This window comes from Mesorhizobium ciceri biovar biserrulae WSM1271 (assembly GCF_000185905.1).
Taxonomy (GTDB): domain Bacteria; phylum Pseudomonadota; class Alphaproteobacteria; order Rhizobiales; family Rhizobiaceae; genus Mesorhizobium; species Mesorhizobium ciceri.
Genome location: NC_014923.1, coordinates 3,783,769 through 3,804,487, shown reverse-complemented (window position 1 = coordinate 3,804,487; position 20,719 = coordinate 3,783,769). Strand labels below are relative to the sequence as shown.

Genomic DNA, 20,719 nt, shown 5'->3' with positions numbered 1-20,719 from the left:
ATCCCTCGTTGTGGGCGCAACCGCACGGATCAGCCGAGCTCGTCACCACTCAGGCGTTGCCCATCCCGGATATTTTTTCCTGAACTCGTTATAGAGGTCATCGATCTCCGTTTTGCCGATAGGGCGCACCTGTTCGTAGAGGTAGCCCTTGACGTCGCCGGACAGTTGGTACGCCGCGATGCGCCTGTATGCAGCGCCGATGCCTTTGCCCTCGACAATGTATTGGTCCGGTATCGAGACACAGAGCTGCGCACCCGGCTGCAGATGGGTAACGGGCGGATCGGTCACGACAACGTATTTGGACTTCAACGCCGCCGGTCTGAACCGATCGCGACTATCGACCTGACAAGCCCACTCGATGCGGGGGTAAAGGTCCTTGTCCATTTCATAGAGCAATGAGTCGCTCATGATCCCGCTGGACGCAAATACCGACAACCGGTCCCCAGGTCCCATCTTTCCAAGAAGGTCATCGATAAGGCGCCTGTATTCTGGAAGATTGTCGAGTTGCAGCGGGAGCGTGGCTTCCCTGGCAAAGACGTAGCTGACCGGTGACAGCACCTGGCGGCCAATCGGGAAAAAAGTACCGAAAAACGCCAGCACGGCGGCAACGGCTATCGCGGCGGTCGACCATCGCGATCTCAGCGCCGGCATCGAAACGATCGCAACGATTGCCTGGGCGTAGGCAGGAAAAAGCCAAAGAAACATTGGCACCGAATGGTGGCGATCCGGGTCCTGCATGCGGGTGAAGAGGAAGAAGGTAAGTACCGAAGCAACGGCACAGAACAGGGAAAATCTGTTTTGGCGTATGATGGAGATGTAAGCGCCAAATACGATCAACAGCCAGTTCACATAGCTGAGCCGCGATCCTACCTGGTCAACCTGTGAAACGAAGCTTGTCTTGTATCCGCTGTAAAGGTCGCCATAGCTGGTTCCCAGTATCTTGAGGACCAGGGGTTGCTGGAAGGTCAGCGCGGCTCCGACAACCACGAGGATCACACACAGGCCCCCGACGGCGGCATTGCGGAGTGCCGGGACGTCGCGGTCTTTCGCGACCTGCAGAAAACAGAAGAAGGCCGCGGAAGTTCCGACCCCGATGACGGGATAAGCATACCAGCGGCGCAGCACGAATGCCAACCACAGGCATACGCCGACACGCATGCCGCTGATCACCGGTTCATGGGTCAGGAACCTCGATTTCCAGAGAAAATAGGTTGCCGCGCAAAGCGCGAGACAGCCGGCAATGTCCGGCAACCCACGAAGCGTCGCCGCCCAGAAGGGCGTGTAGAGAAAGGCCGCAATCCATACGGTGAGCCAGCTTCGGCATGAAAGCGTCCCGGTCGCCGCCTCCAGATAGCTTGTTCTGCCGATGAGAAGAGCGGTCGGAACCAGGTAAACAGCGACTATTCCGGCGATGTAGGAAAACCTCGAATCGCCAAAAATGATGTGAAACGGCATCAGCGGCACCAGGATCGCCGCACTGTAGTCGTCGGTGGCGATCGAGGTCCTCAAATGGCTGAGCCACTCGAGAGGGCTCTGAACCAAGAGCGTGCCCTGCCGGCTAAACGTGTCGAAATAGGCAGCGAAGTCCCAGTAATAGACAGGCTGTTCAAGCCCTACATAGATGAGAGCAAGAGCAACTCCCAGCAGAGCGGTACACACATATGTCGTTGCCCAAAATCCGAGAGATTTGTTCTTCGTCACTTGCGGCCGCCAGAAGGAGAAGAGGCAGAACTATCAAAGCCAGCCCGGACTACCGTTTATGCAGCCAGGATCCGTTCCGGCGCATGAGCGGCCGACAAGGATTGGCCAAGTCTCACATGCAGAGCACCCAGACGCTGCCGGCAGGGCCGGCAGCACCGATTTTCCAAAGCTTAGGTCGTCCCGGCATTCTTCGGCTTGGTCGAACCGATCATTTTCCAGTTCTTGTAGAACATGGAATTGATGCGCTCGACGCTCACCGAGACGATGGCCAGCATACCCGCGATGAGGCGGGGAACCGGCGATGGCCTGATAATGTCCATGAACACGCAGTAGCGGCGGCCGTCATACTCGTTGACCGAGCGATGCAGCAGCGTGTCGTCGAAGATGAACAGCGGATTTTCGTACCAGTAATTCTTGACGTTGCCGCACTCGACGAAAATCTCCGACTTCACCGGGATCAGATTGTAGAGAATGCGCAAGCTGAGCCGCAGCGGGCCGAAATGCCAGGACGTCGATTCGCGCTTGCTGAAGACGGAAACGGCGATGGTCTTGATGTATTTGAAATCCTTGTTGAACTCGGCGACGTTGTCGATCCTGTGCTTGCCGTACCACTGGTAGACATACATGCCGCGCCGGCCGGCGCCGAAATTGGCATCGATATCGGCGATGATCTCATCCTTGCGCGCCTTGAAGATATCCAGGACCTCGTTGACCTCGCGCTGATAGTCGGCGGGAAACTGCTCCAGCTTCCACACGCCAGGATTTCTGTAGCACAAGAGGTCGACCAGCAGGTTGAACGGCGAAAGCAGCCAGGTGAACAGGCCGTTGCCGAGAAAATAGCCTGAGAACAGCGACAGATCCTTGCGGTCGTTGCGCAGCACGTCGATCAGGCCGCAGACGATGAAGATCGTCGTCAGGATGGGGATGAAATAGAAGCCAAGGGCGAGAAGCGGGATGGCAATGGCGAATTTGCGAAGGGATTTGCGAAGATTTTTTGTCATTTTTCCACGCGCCAAGCGCGATCCTGTTGCGAATGAGGTGCCCAAATCAAGGCAATGGCCACCGCCCGGTCGTGCGCCTTGATAAGGTTTTTTGGGTTACCACACAACGGCCCTGCTACCGCGGCCGGCTGGCTGCCTTCTGGATCTGGTCAATAGCCTCACGCAAGCCGGCTATTCCCGCTCTTTGCGCAGCTTTGCCCAATAATCGAGCCGCTTCCTGATATCGCGCTCGAAGCCGCGCTCGGGCGGATCATAGAAGGTCTGGCGACCCATCTTCTCCGGAAAATAATCCTGCCCCGAAAAGGCATCCGGCTCGTCATGGTCGTAGCGGTAGCCCGCGCCGTAATCCTCCTCTTTCATCAGCTTGGTCGGCGCGTTGAGGATGTGCTTGGGCGGCAGCAGCGAGCCGTGTTCCTTGGCGGCCCGCGTGGCGGCCTTGAAAGCGTTGTAGACGGCGTTGGATTTGGGCGCGGTGGCAAGATAGACGGTGGCCTCGGCAAAGGCGAGTTCGCCTTCGGGCGAGCCGAGATAGTCGTAGGCATCCTTGGCGGCATTGGCGACGACAAGCGCCTGCGGGTCGGCAAGGCCGATGTCTTCCATGGCCATGCGCACCAGCCGGCGGCCTAGATAGAGCGGATCCTCGCCGGCATCGAACATGCGTGCGAGATAGTAGAGAGCCGCGTCAGGATCTGAACCGCGTACCGATTTGTGCAGCGCCGAGATCAGATTGTAATGGCCGTCCTGGCCCTTGTCGTAGATTGGCGCGCGGCGCTGGACGATGCGCTGCAGACCCTCGGGATCGAAGACCTCGCCGGGCTTGGCTGCTCGCCAGACTTCCTCCGCCAGGGTAAGAGAGGCGCGGCCGTCGCCATCGCTCATGCGGATGAGCATGGCCCGCGCCTCGTCGTCGAGCGGCAGCGCCCTGCCCTCGGTCTCCTCCGCCCGCGCCATCAGCTTGGAGATGCTCTCCTCGCCAAGCGAATGGAAGACCAGAACGCGCGCGCGTGACAACAAAGCGGCATTCAGTTCGAAGGACGGGTTTTCGGTCGTAGCGCCAACCAGCACGACTGTCCCGTCCTCCATGACCGGGAGGAAACTGTCCTGCTGCGCACGGTTGAAGCGATGGATCTCGTCGACGAACAACAAGGTCTGGCGGCCATTGGCACGGCGCAATTTGGCTGATTCGAACACCTTTTTCAGGTCGGCGACGCCGGAAAAGACAGCCGATATCTGCTCGAAGGCGAGACTCGTTTCACCGGCGAGCAACCGCGCCACGGTGGTCTTGCCGGTGCCGGGCGGCCCCCAGAAAATCATCGAGCCGAGCGAGCCGGAACCGATCAACCGGGTCAGCGCGCCGTCAGGCCCGGTCAGATGCTCCTGGCCGACGACCTCGCCAAGGTTCCTCGGCCGCAACCTGTCGGCCAGCGGCCGCCCAGGCGGCTTCTTTTCCGGTTCATCGACGCTGAACAGATCGGCCATGCACTTCTTTTTCGTTGGAGCATGAGCCCGAATGCACGGAACCCAGCCCTAATAACGCAACACCTGACGCAGTATCTGCCCGCCGCGCTCGACCGTAAAGCGCCACCAGCGCGTATCCGTCTTGGCCGCCAGCTCCAGGGTCGCTGCGGTATCGATGGTGGTGCCGTTCACCTCGCGCACGATGTCGCCCGGCTGGAAGCCGAAATCGGCGGCCGGTGAATCGCGGTTGATGTCGACCACGGTGACGCCCTTGATGTCCGTGCGCAGGCCAAGCCGCTGCGCGAGCCGGGGCGACAGCTCCGCGACCTTGGCGCCCGAAAAGGGGCTGCGGCCATGCAGCGTCACCTCGGCAGCCTTCATGCCTTCCGGAGCACGCTCCAGCGCGATATCCATCGCCGCCTGCTGGCCCTTGGTCAGAACCGCGAAATTGGCGGTGGTGCCGATCGACAGCGTCGCCATCCGGTAGTCCAGCGCTTCGATGCTCTCGACCGGCTTGCCGTTGAGCTGCAGCACCACGTCGCCAGGCTTGAGCCCTGCCTTGGCGGCCGGTCCGGTCGCCTCGACCGACGAGACCAGCGCACCGGTCGGCTTCTCCATGCCGAGCGATTCTGCGATCTGCGGCGTCACCGCTTCGAACTCGGCGCCGATATAGGGCCGTTCGAAGAAGTCGAGCCCGGCCTTGGCCGCGTCGGCAAAGGCGCGAACCATGTTCGAGGGAATGGCGAAGCCGATGCCGATCGAACCACCGCTGCGGCTGTAGATGGCCGTGTTGATGCCGACCAGCTGGCCGCCCATGTTGATCAGCGCGCCGCCGGAATTGCCGGGATTGATGGCGGCGTCGGTCTGGATGAAGAAGCTGGAATCGGAGACGCCGATATGGCTGCGGGCCAGTGCCGAGACGATACCGCTGGTGGTGGTCTGGCCGACGCCGAAGGGGTTGCCTATGGCCAGCAGCAGGTCGCCGACCTCGAGCGCGTCGGAATCGCCGATGGCAATGACCGGAAACGGCTTGTCCGAGGTGATCTTGAGCACGGCAAGGTCGAGAGTCTCGTCCTTGAGCAGCACCTTGCTGTCGAACTCACGCCCATCAGCGGTCGCCACCTTGACCCGGTCGGCATCCTTGATGACGTGGTAATTGGTGACCACGACGCCAGTCGGATCGACCAGCACGCCGGAGCCCAGCGAAGACTGCGCACGCGGCTGCGAGCGGCCGAAGAATTCCTCGAAGAACGGATCGCCGTCGAAAGGCGATGTCACCTTGGCGGTCTGCGAGGCATAGACATTGACCACCGCCGGCGCCGTCTGCTTGACCAGCGGCGCAAACGACAGCTGCACCTCCTCGCGACCGAACGGCACGCGCTTGTCGGGACCGGACGTCGCGTTCTCGCCCTCGACGCCATGCAGCAGGTCGGTCAGCACATCTGACAGGCCGGGATCGGTCTTGGTCTCCTCGGCCAATGCCTGCCTGACCACCGGTGCGGCCGCAAACGCCATGATGGCGAAAAGCAGAACAAAGGGCAGTCTTCTGGCGCGCATTCGCGAATCCTCCAAGGCAAGTTCGGGGGCATTGTCCCGACGATTGTGCAAAATGAAAGGCTAAGCCGCTGAAATCCGACTATTTTGGGCCAAAACCCCAGGGGCATGCCCGGAAATCGGATTCCGGCGCGGTTTGCTGCTTTCAGAAAACAAAAAGGGGCCCGCAGGCCCCTTTGAACTCATTTGGGAAAACCGAGCCTTATGCGGCTGCGGCGTCCGCGTCAGCGCTTTCGGCCTCGATGCGAGCGCGGTCGCCGGCGCCCTTGGCCGAGACGTCGCGATCGACGAACTCGATGACAGCCATGGCGGCGTTGTCACCGTGACGGAAGCCCGCCTTCATGATGCGCAGATAGCCGCCATTGCGGTTGGCGTAGCGCGGCGCGATGGTGTCGAACAGACGCTTGACGACGCCTTCATTGCCGATCTGGGCAATGACCTGGCGGCGGGCGTGCAGGTCGCCACGCTTGCCGAGCGTCACCAGCTTCTCGACGATCGGACGCAGGTCCTTCGCCTTCGGCAAGGTTGTGACGATCTGCTCGTGCTCGAGCAGCGACACGGCGAGGTTGGCGAACATCGACTTGCGATGGCTAATGCTTCGGGCGAAGCGGCGGCCTTTGAAACCGTGGCGCATGGCTCTTTTCCTTCTTCAGTTGTTCAAGAGGCCGCGGCCTCTGATGGTTTTCCGCATGACCGTCGGATCGAGCGGCCCACGCCGCCGATCCTTGGAATTCATGCTCAATATTGGTCTTCGTAACGCTTAGCGAGGTCTTCGATGTTTTCCGGCGGCCAGTCCGGCACTTCCATGCCGAGGTGCAGGCCCATCGCCGCCAGGACTTCCTTGATCTCGTTCAGCGACTTGCGGCCGAAGTTCGGGGTGCGCAGCATCTCGGCCTCGGTCTTCTGGATCAGGTCGCCGATATAGACGATGTTGTCGTTCTTCAGGCAGTTGGCCGAACGCACCGAAAGCTCGAGTTCGTCGACCTTCTTGAGCAGCGCCGGGTTGAAGGCGAGCTCGGTGACGGCCTCGGCGGCGACTTCCTTCTGCGGCTCGTCGAAGTTGACGAACAGGCCGAGCTGGTCCTGCAGGATGCGGGCGGCGAAAGCCACTGCGTCCTCGCCGGTGATCGAACCGTCGGTCTCGATCGTCATGGTCAGCTTGTCATAGTCGAGAACCTGGCCCTCGCGGGTGTTCTCGACCTTGTAGGAGACCTTCTTGACCGGCGAATAAAGGCTGTCGACCGGGATGAGGCCGATCGGCGCGTCTTCGGCGCGGTTGCGGTCGGCCGGCACGTAACCCTTGCCGGTGTCGACGGTGAATTCCATGCGGATTTCAGCGCCTTCGTCCAGCGTGCAGATGACGTGGTCGGGGTTGAGGATCTCGACGTCGCCAACCGTCTGGATGTCGCCGGCAAGAACCGCACCCGGTCCCTGCTTGCGAACGACCATGCGCTTGGGACCATCGCCTTCCATGCGGATGGCGATTTCCTTGATATTCAAGACGATGTCGGTCACGTCCTCGCGCACACCGGCGATGGACGAGAATTCATGTAGAACGCCGTCGATCTGCACGGCGGTAACAGCCGCACCGCGCAGCGAAGACAGAAGCACGCGGCGCAGCGCGTTGCCCAGCGTCAGGCCAAAGCCACGCTCGAGAGGCTCGGCGACCAGCGTGGTCAGCGTCTTCTTCTTCGACGAGAACTCGATCTTGTTCGGCTTGATCAGTTCCTGCCAATTTTTCTGGATCATGATGCTTTCCTTCCGTTGACCCGCCACCATCCAATCGTGGCGGGCGACCTGGAATGCCACGGAGGAGCGCCCAAGGGCGCTCGCGCGGCGTTCGGTAAATGCTTAGACGCGACGCTTCTTGCGCGGGCGGCAGCCATTGTGCGGGATCGGCGTCACATCACGGATCGAGGTGATGGTGAAGCCGGCCGCCTGCAGGGCGCGCAGTGCCGATTCACGACCGGAGCCGGGTCCGCAGACCTCGACTTCGAGCATGCGCATGCCGTGTTCCTGGGCCTTCTTGGCAACATCCTCGGCAGCCATCTGGGCAGCGAACGGGGTCGACTTGCGCGAACCCTTGAAGCCCTGGGCACCGGCCGACGACCAGGCAATCGAATTGCCCTGTGCATCGGTGATGGTGATCATCGTGTTGTTGAAGGTCGAATTGACGTGGGCAACGCCCGACGAGATATTCTTGCGTTCGCGACGGCGAACACGAGCGGCTTCCTTGGCCATGATAGTCCTTTCAGTTGATCTCTACACCGCCGTAATGCCAGCGGCTCCACCTTCGTAAGGGAGTAGGGGAATAGGGCAGTAAGGGAGTAGGGAAAAATGCGACCCGACTGGCGGGCATTCCCTACTGCCTTACTCCCCTACTCCCTTATTCCCCTAAAAAAATTACTTCTTCTTGCCGGCGATCGACTTGGCCGGGCCCTTGCGGGTGCGCGCATTGGTATGCGTGCGCTGGCCGCGGACCGGCAGCGAGCGGCGGTGACGCAGGCCGCGGTAGCAGCCGAGGTCCATGAGCCGCTTGATGTTCATCGAGACTTCGCGGCGCAGGTCGCCTTCAACCTGGTAATCGCGGTCGATGGTCTCGCGGATCTGCAGCACTTCCGCGTCGGTCAGCTGGTTGACGCGGCGCTCGGCCGGGATGCCGACCTTGTCGACGATCTCCTGGGCGAACCGCTTGCCAATGCCGTGAATGTACTGAAGCGCAATGACAACGCGCTTGTTGGTCGGAATGTTGACGCCGGCTATACGAGCCATGTTCTTCCCTTCTCCATGTGGGCCGGCCAATCCTCAAAAACAAGGTAGGCTCGGCGCTGTCTTAAGTTGCCCCGCGTCCGGTGGAGGCCGGCCCATGCGGGAGTTTCCAGTTCAATGCGGCTGCCTTGCCCTTGCGGACAAGCAAAGCTCATGCCTGATAGGAAGACGGGCCGCCATACCGCAGCGAACCGCCTCCGTCAAGTGCAATCGTTAATTTCCCCGCACCGCGTCCTTGAGCACCGCTTCGATCTGTTCCGTCACGGCGTCGATATCGGCCATGCCGTCGACACTGCGGAGCTTGCCCTTGGCATAGTAGTAGCCAATCAGCGGCGACGTCTTCTTGTAGTATTCCCTCAAGCGCTCTTCGAACACGGTCGGATTGTCGTCCTTGCGAACGGGAAGGCCGGCGGCCTGCGCCTCGTCGGCGCGTTTGACGATCCGGCCAACCAGGGCCTTGTCGTCGACCACGAGTTCAATGACGGCGTCGAGCCCCTGGGAGCGATCCGACAGCATCTGCTCGACCGCATCCGCCTGCACCAGGGTCCGCGGATAGCCGTCGAGGATGAACCCCTTGGCGCAGTCGGGCTGATCGATACGCTCAGCGACGATCGCGTTGACGATCGCGTCGGACACCAGTTCACCGGCATCCATCACCGCCTTGGCGCGCTTGCCAACCTCGGTGCCTGCCTGGACGGCAGCACGCAGCATGTCGCCCGTCGAGAGCTGGGGTATGCCGTGTTTTTCTACCAGTCTTTGTGCTTGCGTCCCCTTGCCCGCTCCTGGCGGCCCAAGCAATATCAACCTCATCTGGCTTTCTTCCCCCCGCGCAGCTTCGACTTCTTGATCAGGCCTTCATACTGGTGCGCGATCAGGTGACCCTGAATCTGCGCAACCGTATCGAGCGTGACACTGACCACGATCAGAAGCGATGTGCCACCAAGGTAGAATGGTACGCCAGTCGCCGAGATCAGGAACTCCGGCAGCAGGCACACCAGCACCAGATAGATGGCGCCGACGACGGTGATGCGGGTGAGAACGTAATCGATATAATCGGCGGTGCGCTCGCCCGGACGATAGCCCGGGATGAAGCCCGAATGCTTCTTGAGCTGGTCGGCGGTGTCCTTCGGGTTGAAGACAATCGCGGTGTAGAAGAAGGCGAAGAACACGATCATCGCCGCATAAAACAGCATGTAGAGCGGCTGGCCGTGGCCGAGCGAGGCGAGCACGGTGCTTGCCCACGCCGGCAGGTTCGTCGTCTGCGAGAAGCCGGCGACGGTGGCCGGCAGCAAAAGCAGCGACGAGGCAAAGATCGGCGGAATGACGCCCGACGTGTTGAGCTTCAGCGGCAGGTGCGAGGTATCGCCCTGGAACATCCGGTTGCCGACCTGGCGCTTCGGATACTGGATCAGCAAACGGCGCTGGGCGCGCTCGAAGAACACGATGAGCGCAATGACGACGATAGCCAGCACGATGATCGCCAGGATCAGGCCGGTCGACAGCGCGCCGGTGCGGCCAAGCTCCAGCGTGCCGGAGATGGCGTGCGGCAGGCCGGCGACGATGCCGGAGAAGATGATCAGCGAAATACCGTTGCCGATGCCGCGGGCGGTGATCTGCTCGCCCAGCCACATCAGGAACATGGTGCCGCCGACCAGCGTGACGACGGTCGAGATGCGGAAGAACATGCCGGGGTCACTGACGATGCCGTTGCCGCCTTCCAGCCCGACAGAAATGCCATAGGCCTGGACCAGCGCAAGCAGCACGGTGCCGTAGCGCGTGTACTGGTTGATGACCTTGCGGCCCTGTTCGCCTTCCTTCTTCAGCGCTTCCAATGACGGGATGACCGAGGTCATCAGCTGCATGATGATGGAGGCGGAGATGTAAGGCATGATGCCGAGCGCAAAGATCGCCATGCGCTGCACGGCGCCGCCGGCGAACATGTTGAACATGCCGAGCACGCCCTTGCTCTGCGAAGAGAAGGCCTGGGCGAAGGCGTCGGGATTGATACCGGGAAGCGGGATGTAGGTGCCGAGGCGATAAACCAGCAGCGCGCCGATCGTGAACCAGATGCGCTTCTTCAAATCCTCCGCCTTGGCGAAGGCCGAGAAATTCAGATTCGAGGCTAATTGTTCAGCAGCCGAAGCCATGCCTGATTCTCCGCTTGGTAACGCTTGATGGCCCTGAGGTCAGGCGGCGCGTTTCACCGAAGCTCACGAGATAAGCTCCGGGCTCTAAACATGCAAGCGGCCGCGTTGACGCGGCCGCCTCGTTGAGCAGATCAAAGCGAAATCGTGAGCAAAAACGGATCCCACTCCTGCCGATCGCGCTTCAAATTGCCGTTACTCGGCAGCTGCCTTTTCCTGCGGCAGCTTGACCGAACCGCCGGCCTTTTCGATCTTCTCGATCGCGGCCTTGGAGGCGCCGGCGACGTCAAAGGCGAGCTTCGCCTTGATCTCGCCATCCGAGAGGATGCGCACACCGTCCTTGACGCGGCGGATGACGCCGGCGGCAACCAGCGATTCAGCCGTCACGGTTGCCTTGGCGTCGAGCTTCTTGGCGTCGATGGCCACCTGGATGCGGGCCAGCGACACGACGGTGAAGCTCTTGGCGAAGATGTTGTTGAAGCCACGCTTCGGCAGGCGCCGGTAGAGCGGCATCTGGCCACCCTCGAAGCCGTTGATGGCGACGCCGGAGCGCGCCTTCTGGCCCTTGACGCCGCGACCGCCGGTCTTGCCGGAGCCGGAGCCGATACCACGGCCGAGACGCTTCTTGGAGTGCGTCGCGCCGTCCTTGTCACGCAGATCGTTGAGTTTCATCTGACTTCTCCTGCGCTCTGGCTCAGCCCTCGTCCACGACGCGGACGAGATGCTGGACGGCAGCGATCATGCCGCGCACGGAGGGCGTATCTTCCAGCGTGCGCTGCTTGTGCATCTTGTTGAGGCCGAGGCCGACCAGCGTCGCGCGCTGTTCCTTCGGACGGCGGATCGGCGAACCGATCTGCTCAACGGTGATGGTCTTGGTTGCTTTCTTGGCCATGGTCAAAATCCCTGGTCAGATCGACTATTCTTCAGCCGCAACGGCGGTGCCGCGGCGGGCCTGAAGGGTCGAATACTTGATGCCGCGAGCAGCAGCCACATCCTTGGGATGCATCTGGCTCTTCAGCGCGTCGAAGGTGGCGCGAACCATGTTGTAGGGGTTCGACGAACCCATCGACTTGGCGACCACGTCATGCATGCCGAGCGTCTCGAAGACAGCGCGCATCGGGCCACCGGCGATGATGCCGGTACCTTGCTTGGCGGCGCGCAGCAGCACGCGTCCAGCACCCCAGCGTCCTTCGACGTCGTGATGCAGCGTACGGCCCGAGCGCAGCGGCACGAAAATCATGTCGCGCTTAGCCGATTCAGTTGCCTTGCGGATAGCTTCCGGCACTTCGCGCGCCTTGCCGTGACCAAAGCCGACGCGGCCCTTCTGGTCGCCGACGACGACGAGTGCGGCAAAACCGAAGCGACGGCCGCCCTTGACGACCTTGGCGACGCGGTTGATGTGGACGAGCTTGTCCACCATGCCGTCATCGCGTTCTTCACGATCGCGGCCGCGGCCGCCATCCCTACGTTCCTGTGCCATATCCTGTTCCTTGTTTTTTTCCGGAAGCACGGTTGCTGATAAGATCCGGTGCCTCGCCCCGAATAAATCGGGAAACGGTCACCGGGGGCGAAATCATTTCCTTCGCATAATCTTTATCCGAAAAGTCTGCAACTTTTCGGGACTATGCTTAGAAGCTCAAGCCACCTTCGCGGGCAGCCTCGGCGAGCGCCTTGACGCGGCCGTGATAGATGTAGGCGCCGCGGTCGAAGACGACTTCCTTGACGCCGGCCTTGGTGGCGCGCTCGGCGATCAGCTTGCCGATCGCGGTGGCGGCAGCGGTGTCGGCGCCGGTCTTGAGCGAACCCTTGAAGTCCTTCTCGAGCGTCGAAGCGGCGGCGATGGTGTGGCCCTTGGCGTCGTCGATGACCTGCACATAGATGTTCTTCGACGTGCGGTGGACCGACAGACGCGGACGCTCGCCGGCGACCTTCTTGATCTGACGACGGACGCGCTGCGCGCGGCGCTGCGTGGATTCCTTGGTACCCATGATGGTCTTCCTTGCCTTCAAAAAACGGGGGCCGCCATATGCGGTAGGCGAAAGCGCCTCCCGCGACCGCTCCCCGCGGCGTTACACTCCTGGCTTGGCCCTTTCCGAAAAGTCTTCAACTTCTCGAGGCCAGGCCTACTACTTCTTCTTGCCTTCCTTGCGGACGATCTTCTCGCCGGCGTAGCGGACGCCCTTGCCCTTGTAAGGCTCGGGACCACGATACTCGCGGATCTCGGCCGCAACCTGGCCGACCTGCTGCTTGTCGATGCCGGCCACAGTGATTTCAGTCGGCTTCGGCACGGTGATGGTGATGCCCTGCGGCGTCTCATAGACGACGTCATGGCTGAAGCCAAGCGCCAGCTGCAGGTTCTTGCCCTGAAGTGCCGCGCGATAGCCGACGCCGGTGATCTCGAGCTTCTTCTCGAAACCGTCCTTGACACCCTGCAGGATGTTGACGATCTGCGTGCGCGACATGCCCCACTTGGAGCGGGCGGTCTTGGTCTGGTCGCGCGGCTGGACAGCGATCTCGCTGCCTTCCATCTTGACCAGCACTTCGTCGTTCACCACGAACTTCAACTCACCCTTGGGGCCCTTCGCCGTCACGGTCTGGCCGTTGACGGTCGCGGTCACGCCCTGCGGCAGCGAAACGGGTTTCTTTCCAATACGAGACATTTTGTTGTCCTCGTCACTTCTCTTGTTTCAGGTCTCTGTCTTCGGGAACGATCCGAAGACCGGATTCCACTTTGCGGTCAACTGCCAGATCAGAAGATCTGGCAGAGGATCTCACCGCCGACGTTCTGTTCACGTGCTTCATGGTCGGCCATCACGCCCTTCGGTGTCGAAAGGATGGCGATGCCGAGGCCGTTTGCGACCTGCGGGATCGACTTGGCCGAAACATAGACGCGGCGGCCTGGCTTCGAAACGCGGGCGATTTCGCGCACGACCGGCGCGCCGTCGAAATACTTCAGCTCGATCTCGATTTCGGACTTGCCGTTGTCGAAGTCGGTCTGGCTGTAATCGCGGATATAGCCTTCAGCCTTCAGCACGTCGAGGACGCGGGTGCGCAGACGCGAAGCCGGCGTCGAAACGCTCGACTTCTTGCGGCCATACGCGTTGCGGATGCGGGTCAGCATATCGCCGAGAGGATCGCTCAATGACATGTTATGTCCTCCTTACCAGCTCGACTTGACCAGGCCCGGGATCTGGCCGTTATTGCCGAGATCACGAAGCGCGATGCGCGATATTTTGAGCTTGCGATAGTAGGCGCGCGGACGGCCGGTGACTTCGCAGCGGTTGCGGATGCGGATCTTGGCCGAGTTGCGCGGCATGGCGGCAAGCTTGAGCTGAGCGCGGAAACGCTCTTCCATCGGCTTGGACTGATCCATGATGATCGCCTTGAGCGCAGCCCGCTTGGGACCGTACTGGTCGGCAAGCTTGCGGCGCCTGTTGTTCTTCTCGACTGAGCTGGTCTTTGCCATTTCAGATTTTCCTTTTCTCGCTGCCGTTACTGGCGGAAGGGGAAGTTGAAGGCCTTGAGCAATGCCCTGGCTTCGTCGTCCGTCTTCGCAGTCGTACAAACGATGACGTCCATGCCCCAGATCTGATCAACCTTGTCGTAGTTGATCTCCGGGAACACGATGTGTTCCTTGATGCCCATGGCGTAGTTGCCACGGCCATCGAAGCTCTTCGGATTCAGTCCGCGAAAGTCGCGGACGCGCGGCAGTGCGATGTTCACGAGGCGGTCGAGGAACTCATACATGCGTTCCTTGCGCAACGTGACCTTGGCGCCGATCGGCATCTTCTCGCGGACCTTGAAGCCGGCGATCGAGTTGCGGGCGCGGGTGACGACGGCCTTCTGGCCGGCAATCATCGCCAGGTCTTCGGCCGCGATCGAAGGCTTCTTCGAATCGGCGGTCGCTTCGCCGACGCCCATGTTCAGCACGATCTTGTCGATGCGCGGAACCTGCATCTCGTTGTCGTAGCCGAACTGTTCCTGCAGCGCCTTGCGGATGGTCTCGTTGTAGACCTGCTTGAGGCGCGGCGTGTTCTGAGCCTTGGACTGTTTGCTTTCAGCCTTGGGCTTCGTGGTTTGAGCCTTAGCCATTGATGACTTCTCCCGAGCGCTTGGCGACGCGCACCTTCTTGCCGTCCTTCTGGAAGATGAAGCCGACGCGGGTCGGCTTGCCATCCTTGGGGTCGGCCAGCGCGATGTTCGACAGCTGGATCGGCGCTTCCTTGGTGATGATCCCGCCCTCTTGGGACTGGGACTGCTTCTGGTGACGGCGGATCATGTTGACGCCGCGCACCAGCGCGGTGTCTTCCTTCGGCTGTACCGAGAGGACTTCGCCCGAACGGCCCTTGTCCTTGCCGGCCAGCACGACGACCTTGTCGCCTTTTCTAATCTTTTGCATTGGTCCGGCTCCTTACAGCACTTCAGGCGCGAGCGAGATGATCTTCATGTGGTTCTTGGCGCGGAGTTCGCGCGGAACCGGTCCGAAGATACGCGTGCCGATCGGCTCTTTCTTGTTGTCGACGAGAACGGCCGCGTTCTTGTCGAAACGGATCACGCTGCCGTCCGGGCGGCGGATGTCCTTGGCCGTGCGAACCACGACCGCCTTCATCACATCGCCCTTCTTCACGCGGCCGCGCGGAATGGCTTCCTTGATCGACACCACGATGATGTCGCCCACGGAAGCGTATTTCCGCTTCGAGCCGCCCAGCACCTTGATGCACATGACACGACGGGCGCCGGAATTATCCGCGACGTCGAGGTTTGTTTGCATCTGAATCATGACTGGCCGCCTTCTTCTCTTCTAACGGGATGGGCTCAAAGCCCCTCCCCGGTCTGTCCAAAATTCGTTGTTTACGCCCGAGGTCAGGCTTGGTCCGAAGACACGACGATCCAGCGCTTGTCCTTGGAAATCGGCTTCGATTCCTGGATGAACACCTGATCGCCAACCTTGTGGGCGTTGTTCTCGTCGTGCGCCTTGTACTTCTTGGTCATGCGCACGGTCTTCTTCATCACGGGATGCGTGAAGCGCCGTTCGACCTTGACGACAACCGTCTTCTCGTTCTTGTCGCTGACGACGGTGCCCTGCAGAATGCGCTTTGGCATGGTTTTCGTCCTTAAGCCTTCTTAGCCGCGGACTTTTCCGCAGCGATGGTCTTGATACGCGCAATGTCCTTACGAACCTGTCTCACGCGCGCGGTCTTCTCGAGCTGGCCGGTGGCCTTCTGGAAGCGCAGGTTGAACTGCTCCTTCTTCAGGCTGGCCAGGTCGTCGGTCAGCTGGTCCTGGGTCTTGGTCCGGATGTCTTCGGCTTTCATGATCAGCCCGTCCTTATTCTGCGATGCGCTGCACGAAGCGCGTCTTGACCGAGAGCTTGGCCGCGCCGAGACGCAGTGCCTCACGGGCGGTTTCTTCATTGACGCCGTCGATCTCGAACATGATGCGGCCTGGCTTGACGCGCGCCGCCCAGTAATCGACCGCGCCCTTGCCCTTACCCATGCGGACTTCGGTCGGCTTCGAAGTGACCGGCACGTCCGGGAAAATACGGATCCAGACGCGACCAGCGCGCTTCATTTCACGGGTGATCGCGCGGCGGGCCGCCTCGATCTCACGTGCGGTGACGCGGTTCGGCTCAAGCGCCTTCAGCCCGAAACCACCGAAATCCAGGTTGGTGCCGCCCTTTGCGGTACCATGGATACGGCCCTTGAACTGCTTGCGGAACTTTGTGCGCTTTGGCTGCAGCATCGTTCTAACTCCAAATTCCTAAATGTCTCAGGCGTTTTCGCGACGACGACCGCGTTCGCGATCACCACCACCGCCATGCGCTGCATCGCTTTCGCTGGCCCGACGCTCCGAAGCCATCGGGTCATGCTCAAGGATCTCGCCCTTGAACACCCAGACCTTGACGCCGCAGATGCCATAAGCCGTGTGCGCTTCGGCCGTACCGTAGTCGACGTCCGCACGCAGCGTATGCAGCGGCACGCGGCCTTCGCGATACCATTCCATGCGCGCGATCTCGGCGCCGCCGAGGCGGCCGGCGCAGTTGATACGGATGCCTTCGGCACCGAGGCGCATCGCCGACTGAACGGCACGCTTCATGGCGCGGCGGAACGCGATACGACGCTCGAGCTGCTGGGCGATCGACTGGGCGACCAGGGTCGCGTCGATCTCCGGCTTGCGCACTTCAACGATGTTGAGGTGCGTCTCGGACTTCGTCATCTCCATCAGCTTCTTGCGAAGCTTCTCGATGTCGGCGCCCTTCTTGCCGATGATCAGACCCGGGCGCGCGGCATGGATGGTGACGCGGCACTTCTTGTGCGGACGCTCGATCACGACCTTCGAGATGGCAGCCTGCTTGAGCTCCTTCTCGAGATACTTGCGGATCTTGATGTCCTCATGCAGCAGCTTGCCGTACTCGCCGGTGTTCGCGAACCAGCGCGAATCCCAGGTGCGGTTGATGCCGAGGCGAAGACCGATCGGATTGACTTTCTGGCCCATTATGCGGCCTCCCCTTTTTCTTCGACTTCACGAACGACGATCGTGAGGTGCGAGAACGGCTTCTCGATACGGCTGGCGCGACCGCGGCCACGGGCATGGAACCGCTTCATGACGATCGACTTGCCGACATAGGCTTCCGCCACGATCAGCGCATCGACATCCAGGTCGTGGTTGTTTTCCGCGTTGGCGATTGCCGATTCCAGCGTCTTCTTGACCGTGCCGGAAATCCGCTTGGCCGAGAATTCGAGATCGGAAAGCGCTGTCGCGACCTTCTTGCCGCGGATCAGCGCGGCAACCAGGTTCAGCTTCTGCGGGCTGATACGGATCGTGCGCAATACGGCGCGCGCTTCGTTATCAGCAAGCCTGCGCGGAGCTTTGGCCTTGCCCATGATTATTTCCTCTTCGCCTTCTTATCCGCGCCGTGACCGTAATAGGTCCGGGTCGGAGCGAATTCACCGAACTTGTGACCGACCATGTCCTCGTTCACCGAGACGGGAACATGCTTCTGGCCGTTGTAGACACCGAAGGTGAAGCCGACGAACTGCGGCAGGATGGTGGAGCGACGGCTCCACATCTTGATCACCTCATTGCGACCACCTTCACGAACCTTGTCCACCTTCTTGAGAAGGTAGCCGTCAATGAAGGGGCCTTTCCAAATCGAACGAGTCACTTGGCGTTACCTCTTCTTAGCTCTTGCGCTGATGGCGCGAGCGCAGGATGAACTTGTCGGTCGCCTTGTTGGACCGCGTCTTCTTGCCCTTGGTCGGCTTGCCCCAGGGCGAAACCGGATGGCGGCCACCCGATGTGCGGCCTTCGCCGCCGCCGTGCGGATGGTCGACCGGGTTCATGGTCACGCCGCGATTGTGCGGGCGCTTGCCACGCCAGACCGTGCGACCGGCCTTGCCGTCATTGATGTTGCCGTGGTCCGGATTGGACACGGCGCCAACAGTGGCCATGCAGGAGCCGTGAACGACACGCTGCTCGCCCGAATTGAGGCGCAGGATCGCCATGCCCTGGTCACGACCGACCAGCTGACCGTAACCACCTGCCGAACGGGCGACCTGAGCGCCCTTGCCCGGCTTCAGCTCGATGTTGTGGACGATGGTGCCGACCGGCATCGAAGCCAGCGGCATCGCATTGCCCGGCTTCACGTCGACCGATTCACCGGACACGATCTTGTCGCCGGGAGCCAGACGCTGCGGAGCGATGATGTAGGACAGCTCGCCATCCTCATACTTGATCAGCGCGATGAAGGCGGTGCGGTTCGGATCGTACTCAATGCGCTCGACCGTGCCGACGACGTCGAACTTGCGGCGCTTGAAGTCGATGATGCGGTACGAACGCTTGTGACCACCGCCGATGAAGCGGGCGGTGATGCGACCGTGATTGTTGCGGCCGCCCGACTTGGTCAGGCCTTCGGTCAGACCCTTGACGGGCTTGCCCTTGTAGAGGCCCGAGCGGTCGACGATGACCAGCTGACGGGTGCTGGGCGTTACCGGGTTGAATTTTTTCAGTGCCATTGTTCTGTCCTCGCGGCCTTGCTCAGAGACCCGTCGCGACGTCGATCGACTGGCCATCGGCCAGCGTCACAACCGCCTTCTTGACGTCGCTCTGGCGGCCAACCGTGCCACGGAAGCGCTTGATCTTGCCCTTGCGGACAAGCGTGTTCACGGCCATCACCTTGACGCCGAACAGCGCTTCGACGGCGGCCTTGATTTCCGGCTTCGACGCCTTCTTGGCGACGTTGAAGACGACCTTGTTCTGCTCGGAGGCCATGGTCGACTTTTCGGTGATCGCCGGCGAGACGATCACGTCGTAATGACGAAGGTCGGTCATTTAAAACGCTCCTCGAGAGCCTCGACGGCGGCCTTCGAAAGGACCAGCGTGCCGCGGCGCAGAATGTCGTAGACGTTGATGCCCTGGATGGGCAGCACGTCGATGTTGGGGATGTTCGTCGCCGCCAGCTTGAAGTTCTTGTCAAGCTCGGCGCCGCCGATCAGCAAAGCATTGGTCAGGCCCAGCGTCGCGAAATTCGCGATCAGCGCCTTCGTCTTGGCCTCGGTCAGCTTCAGCTCGTCGATGATGATGATCGACGCGCTCTTGGCCTTGGCCGAGAGAGCATGCTTGAGGCCGAGAGCGCGAACCTTCTTCGGCAGTTCGTGCTCGTGGCTGCGAACGACCGGGCCGTGGGCCTTGCCGCCGCCGCGGAACTGCGGAGCGCGTGCCGAATGGTGACGGGCGCGGCCCGTACCCTTCTGCTTGTACATCTTGGCGCCGGTGCGCGCGATCTCGGCGCGACCCTTGGTCTTGTGCGTGCCCTGCTGCTTCTTGGCAAGCTGCCAGCGCACGACGCGCTGCAGGATGTCTTCGCGCGGATCAAGGCCGAAAATCTCGTCGGAGAGTTCCACCTTGCCGGCGTCCTTGCCGCCCAGCGTTGTGATCTTGAGATCCATTATTCCGCTCCCTCTGTGGCCGGAGCCTCGTTCTTGGCGCCACTTTCGGCAGCAACGGCGCGGATCGCGGCAGGCTTCGGCGCATTGGCCGGCAGTGCCACCTTGGCCGCATCGCGAACCAGGATCCAGGCGCCCTTCGATCCGGGAACCGCACCGCGGATCAGGATCAGGCCGCGGTCGGCGTCGGTCGATACGATCTCGACATTCTGCGTGGTGACGCGGGTGTCGCCCATGTGGCCAGCCATATGCTTGCCCTTGAACACCTTGCCCGGGTCCTGGCGCTGGCCGGTCGAACCGTGCGTACGGTGCGAAACCGAGTTACCGTGCGTTGCACGGCCACCGCCCATGTGGTGGCGCTTGATGACGCCCTGAAAGCCCTTGCCGATCGTCGTGCCCGTCACATCGACCTTCTGGCCGGCGACGAAGTGCTCGACGGTGATCTCGGCGCCGACATCGATCATGTTGTCGGCGGAGACGCGGAACTCGGCGACCTTCGCCTTCGGCTCGACGGAAGCGGTCGCGAAATGGCCGCGCATCGCCTTCGACGTGTTCTTCACCTTGGCAAGGCCAACGCCGAGCTGAACGGCGGTGTAGCCATTCTTCTCTTGCGTGCGCTGGGCCACGACCTGGCAGTTCTCCATCAGGAGAACGGTGACGGGAACATGTTCCCCGGCATCGTTATAGATGCGGGTCATTCCCACCTTCTTTGCAATCACACCTGAACGCATCGGTTCAATTCCTTTAGAGTTCCGGGCCAGGGGCACCGCCCCTTACCGCGCTCTCATTCCCTTAGAGCTTGATCTCGACGTCGACGCCGGCGGCCAGATCGAGCTTCATCAAAGCATCGACCGTCTGCGGGGTCGGATCGACGATGTCGAGCAGACGCTTGTGCGTGCGCATCTCGAACTGCTCGCGGCTCTTCTTGTCGACGTGAGGCGACCGGTTGACCGTGAACTTTTCGATCCGCGTCGGCAGCGGAATGGGGCCGCGGACGTTTGCACCGGTACGCTTGGCCGTCGACACGATTTCCTTCGTCGAGGCGTCGAGCACGCGGTGGTCAAACGCCTTAAGGCGGATGCGGATATTCTGTCCGTTCATGCGTCACTTCCTTGTTCTGGCGCGGCGCGGGCAACTCCCGCGCCCG

General features: G+C 61.4%; 31 protein-coding genes. All 31 read right to left on the bottom strand.

Translation table 11 applies throughout. From position 1 onward, the window contains the following. Window positions 1-42: 42 nt before the first annotated feature. Window positions 43-1,701: a hypothetical protein gene (locus tag MESCI_RS18425; RefSeq protein WP_013531443.1), complete on the bottom strand. Its 1,659-nt coding sequence runs from the start codon at window positions 1,699-1,701 to the stop codon at window positions 43-45. 170 nt (window positions 1,702-1,871) lie between these two features. Continuing rightward, entirely contained in the window at window positions 1,872-2,702 is an 831-nt protein-coding gene (locus tag MESCI_RS18420) for an aspartyl/asparaginyl beta-hydroxylase domain-containing protein (protein ID WP_164919926.1), read from the bottom strand. A 171-nt stretch (window positions 2,703-2,873) separates the two neighbouring features. Continuing rightward, the gene (locus tag MESCI_RS18415; protein ID WP_013531441.1) at window positions 2,874-4,181 is read right to left on the bottom strand and encodes a replication-associated recombination protein A; all 1,308 of its coding nucleotides are present in this window, start codon (window positions 4,179-4,181) and stop codon (window positions 2,874-2,876) included. A 48-nt stretch (window positions 4,182-4,229) separates the two neighbouring features. Further along, window positions 4,230-5,717 (bottom strand): DegQ family serine endoprotease, encoded by a 1,488-nt coding sequence (locus tag MESCI_RS18410; protein ID WP_013531440.1) that lies wholly within the window; start codon window positions 5,715-5,717, stop codon window positions 4,230-4,232. 199 nt (window positions 5,718-5,916) lie between these two features. Further along, complete coding sequence (gene rplQ / locus MESCI_RS18405) at window positions 5,917-6,348, bottom strand: 50S ribosomal protein L17 (RefSeq protein WP_013531439.1); 432 nt, start codon at window positions 6,346-6,348, stop codon at window positions 5,917-5,919. Window positions 6,349-6,452: 104 nt separating this feature from the next. Further along, on the bottom strand, window positions 6,453-7,463 hold the full coding sequence (locus MESCI_RS18400) for a DNA-directed RNA polymerase subunit alpha (RefSeq protein ID WP_013531438.1): 1,011 nt from the start codon (window positions 7,461-7,463) through the stop codon (window positions 6,453-6,455). A 102-nt stretch (window positions 7,464-7,565) separates the two neighbouring features. Continuing rightward, window positions 7,566-7,955, bottom strand: a complete 390-nt coding sequence (gene rpsK, locus MESCI_RS18395; RefSeq protein ID WP_006205444.1) for a 30S ribosomal protein S11 — start codon at window positions 7,953-7,955, stop codon at window positions 7,566-7,568. Window positions 7,956-8,117: 162 nt separating this feature from the next. After that, window positions 8,118-8,486: a 30S ribosomal protein S13 gene (rpsM, locus tag MESCI_RS18390; protein ID WP_013531437.1), complete on the bottom strand. Its 369-nt coding sequence runs from the start codon at window positions 8,484-8,486 to the stop codon at window positions 8,118-8,120. A 210-nt stretch (window positions 8,487-8,696) separates the two neighbouring features. Further along, complete coding sequence (locus MESCI_RS18385) at window positions 8,697-9,293, bottom strand: adenylate kinase (RefSeq protein ID WP_013531436.1); 597 nt, start codon at window positions 9,291-9,293, stop codon at window positions 8,697-8,699. After that, window positions 9,290-10,630 carry a preprotein translocase subunit SecY gene (gene secY / locus MESCI_RS18380; RefSeq protein WP_013531435.1) on the bottom strand — a complete coding sequence of 447 codons (1,341 nt, stop codon included), beginning with the start codon at window positions 10,628-10,630 and terminating at the stop codon, window positions 9,290-9,292. Before secY ends, MESCI_RS18385 begins: the two co-directional genes overlap by 4 nt. 192 nt (window positions 10,631-10,822) lie before the next feature. Then, window positions 10,823-11,299, bottom strand: coding sequence for a 50S ribosomal protein L15 (gene rplO / locus MESCI_RS18375; protein ID WP_013531434.1), 477 nt, complete (start codon window positions 11,297-11,299; stop codon window positions 10,823-10,825). Between the two features lie 22 nt (window positions 11,300-11,321). Next, window positions 11,322-11,519 (bottom strand): 50S ribosomal protein L30, encoded by a 198-nt coding sequence (gene rpmD, locus MESCI_RS18370; protein ID WP_006205449.1) that lies wholly within the window; start codon window positions 11,517-11,519, stop codon window positions 11,322-11,324. 24 nt (window positions 11,520-11,543) lie between these two features. Continuing rightward, window positions 11,544-12,107, bottom strand: a complete 564-nt coding sequence (gene rpsE, locus MESCI_RS18365) for a 30S ribosomal protein S5 (RefSeq protein ID WP_006333394.1) — start codon at window positions 12,105-12,107, stop codon at window positions 11,544-11,546. A 148-nt stretch (window positions 12,108-12,255) separates the two neighbouring features. Then, the gene (gene rplR / locus MESCI_RS18360) at window positions 12,256-12,615 is read right to left on the bottom strand and encodes a 50S ribosomal protein L18 (protein WP_013531433.1); all 360 of its coding nucleotides are present in this window, start codon (window positions 12,613-12,615) and stop codon (window positions 12,256-12,258) included. Window positions 12,616-12,753: 138 nt separating this feature from the next. Further along, window positions 12,754-13,287 (bottom strand): 50S ribosomal protein L6, encoded by a 534-nt coding sequence (gene rplF / locus MESCI_RS18355; RefSeq protein WP_013531432.1) that lies wholly within the window; start codon window positions 13,285-13,287, stop codon window positions 12,754-12,756. 89 nt (window positions 13,288-13,376) lie between these two features. Continuing rightward, the gene (gene rpsH / locus MESCI_RS18350) at window positions 13,377-13,775 is read right to left on the bottom strand and encodes a 30S ribosomal protein S8 (RefSeq protein WP_013531431.1); all 399 of its coding nucleotides are present in this window, start codon (window positions 13,773-13,775) and stop codon (window positions 13,377-13,379) included. A 12-nt stretch (window positions 13,776-13,787) separates the two neighbouring features. Next, a complete protein-coding gene (gene rpsN / locus MESCI_RS18345) occupies window positions 13,788-14,093 on the bottom strand; it encodes a 30S ribosomal protein S14 (protein ID WP_013531430.1) in 306 nt (101 codons plus the stop codon). Window positions 14,094-14,119: 26 nt separating this feature from the next. Continuing rightward, window positions 14,120-14,719 carry a 50S ribosomal protein L5 gene (gene rplE, locus MESCI_RS18340; RefSeq protein WP_013531429.1) on the bottom strand — a complete coding sequence of 200 codons (600 nt, stop codon included), beginning with the start codon at window positions 14,717-14,719 and terminating at the stop codon, window positions 14,120-14,122. After that, entirely contained in the window at window positions 14,712-15,026 is a 315-nt protein-coding gene (gene rplX / locus MESCI_RS18335; protein WP_013531428.1) for a 50S ribosomal protein L24, read from the bottom strand. The genes rplE and rplX overlap by 8 nt, the downstream gene beginning before the upstream one ends. 12 nt (window positions 15,027-15,038) lie before the next feature. Beyond that, window positions 15,039-15,407 carry a 50S ribosomal protein L14 gene (gene rplN, locus MESCI_RS18330; protein WP_006205457.1) on the bottom strand — a complete coding sequence of 123 codons (369 nt, stop codon included), beginning with the start codon at window positions 15,405-15,407 and terminating at the stop codon, window positions 15,039-15,041. Between the two features lie 83 nt (window positions 15,408-15,490). After that, window positions 15,491-15,730 (bottom strand): 30S ribosomal protein S17, encoded by a 240-nt coding sequence (gene rpsQ / locus MESCI_RS18325; RefSeq protein ID WP_010909280.1) that lies wholly within the window; start codon window positions 15,728-15,730, stop codon window positions 15,491-15,493. 11 nt (window positions 15,731-15,741) lie between these two features. Then, on the bottom strand, window positions 15,742-15,942 hold the full coding sequence (rpmC, locus tag MESCI_RS18320) for a 50S ribosomal protein L29 (protein WP_006205459.1): 201 nt from the start codon (window positions 15,940-15,942) through the stop codon (window positions 15,742-15,744). A 13-nt stretch (window positions 15,943-15,955) separates the two neighbouring features. Next, window positions 15,956-16,369, bottom strand: coding sequence for a 50S ribosomal protein L16 (rplP, locus tag MESCI_RS18315; RefSeq protein WP_013531427.1), 414 nt, complete (start codon window positions 16,367-16,369; stop codon window positions 15,956-15,958). Between the two features lie 27 nt (window positions 16,370-16,396). After that, a complete protein-coding gene (gene rpsC / locus MESCI_RS18310; protein WP_013531426.1) occupies window positions 16,397-17,122 on the bottom strand; it encodes a 30S ribosomal protein S3 in 726 nt (241 codons plus the stop codon). Then, on the bottom strand, window positions 17,122-17,511 hold the full coding sequence (gene rplV / locus MESCI_RS18305) for a 50S ribosomal protein L22 (RefSeq protein ID WP_006205462.1): 390 nt from the start codon (window positions 17,509-17,511) through the stop codon (window positions 17,122-17,124). The genes rpsC and rplV overlap by 1 nt, the downstream gene beginning before the upstream one ends. 2 nt (window positions 17,512-17,513) lie before the next feature. Then, window positions 17,514-17,792 carry a 30S ribosomal protein S19 gene (gene rpsS / locus MESCI_RS18300; protein WP_006205463.1) on the bottom strand — a complete coding sequence of 93 codons (279 nt, stop codon included), beginning with the start codon at window positions 17,790-17,792 and terminating at the stop codon, window positions 17,514-17,516. Between the two features lie 16 nt (window positions 17,793-17,808). Continuing rightward, window positions 17,809-18,642 (bottom strand): 50S ribosomal protein L2, encoded by an 834-nt coding sequence (gene rplB, locus MESCI_RS18295; protein WP_013531425.1) that lies wholly within the window; start codon window positions 18,640-18,642, stop codon window positions 17,809-17,811. 22 nt (window positions 18,643-18,664) lie between these two features. Further along, complete coding sequence (locus MESCI_RS18290; RefSeq protein WP_013531424.1) at window positions 18,665-18,958, bottom strand: 50S ribosomal protein L23; 294 nt, start codon at window positions 18,956-18,958, stop codon at window positions 18,665-18,667. After that, window positions 18,955-19,575 (bottom strand): 50S ribosomal protein L4, encoded by a 621-nt coding sequence (gene rplD, locus MESCI_RS18285; RefSeq protein ID WP_013531423.1) that lies wholly within the window; start codon window positions 19,573-19,575, stop codon window positions 18,955-18,957. Before rplD ends, MESCI_RS18290 begins: the two co-directional genes overlap by 4 nt. Then, window positions 19,575-20,303, bottom strand: a complete 729-nt coding sequence (rplC, locus tag MESCI_RS18280) for a 50S ribosomal protein L3 (RefSeq protein ID WP_013531422.1) — start codon at window positions 20,301-20,303, stop codon at window positions 19,575-19,577. Before rplC ends, rplD begins: the two co-directional genes overlap by 1 nt. A 61-nt stretch (window positions 20,304-20,364) precedes the next feature. Next, a complete protein-coding gene (gene rpsJ, locus MESCI_RS18275) occupies window positions 20,365-20,673 on the bottom strand; it encodes a 30S ribosomal protein S10 (protein ID WP_010909272.1) in 309 nt (102 codons plus the stop codon). Window positions 20,674-20,719 lie beyond the last annotated feature (46 nt).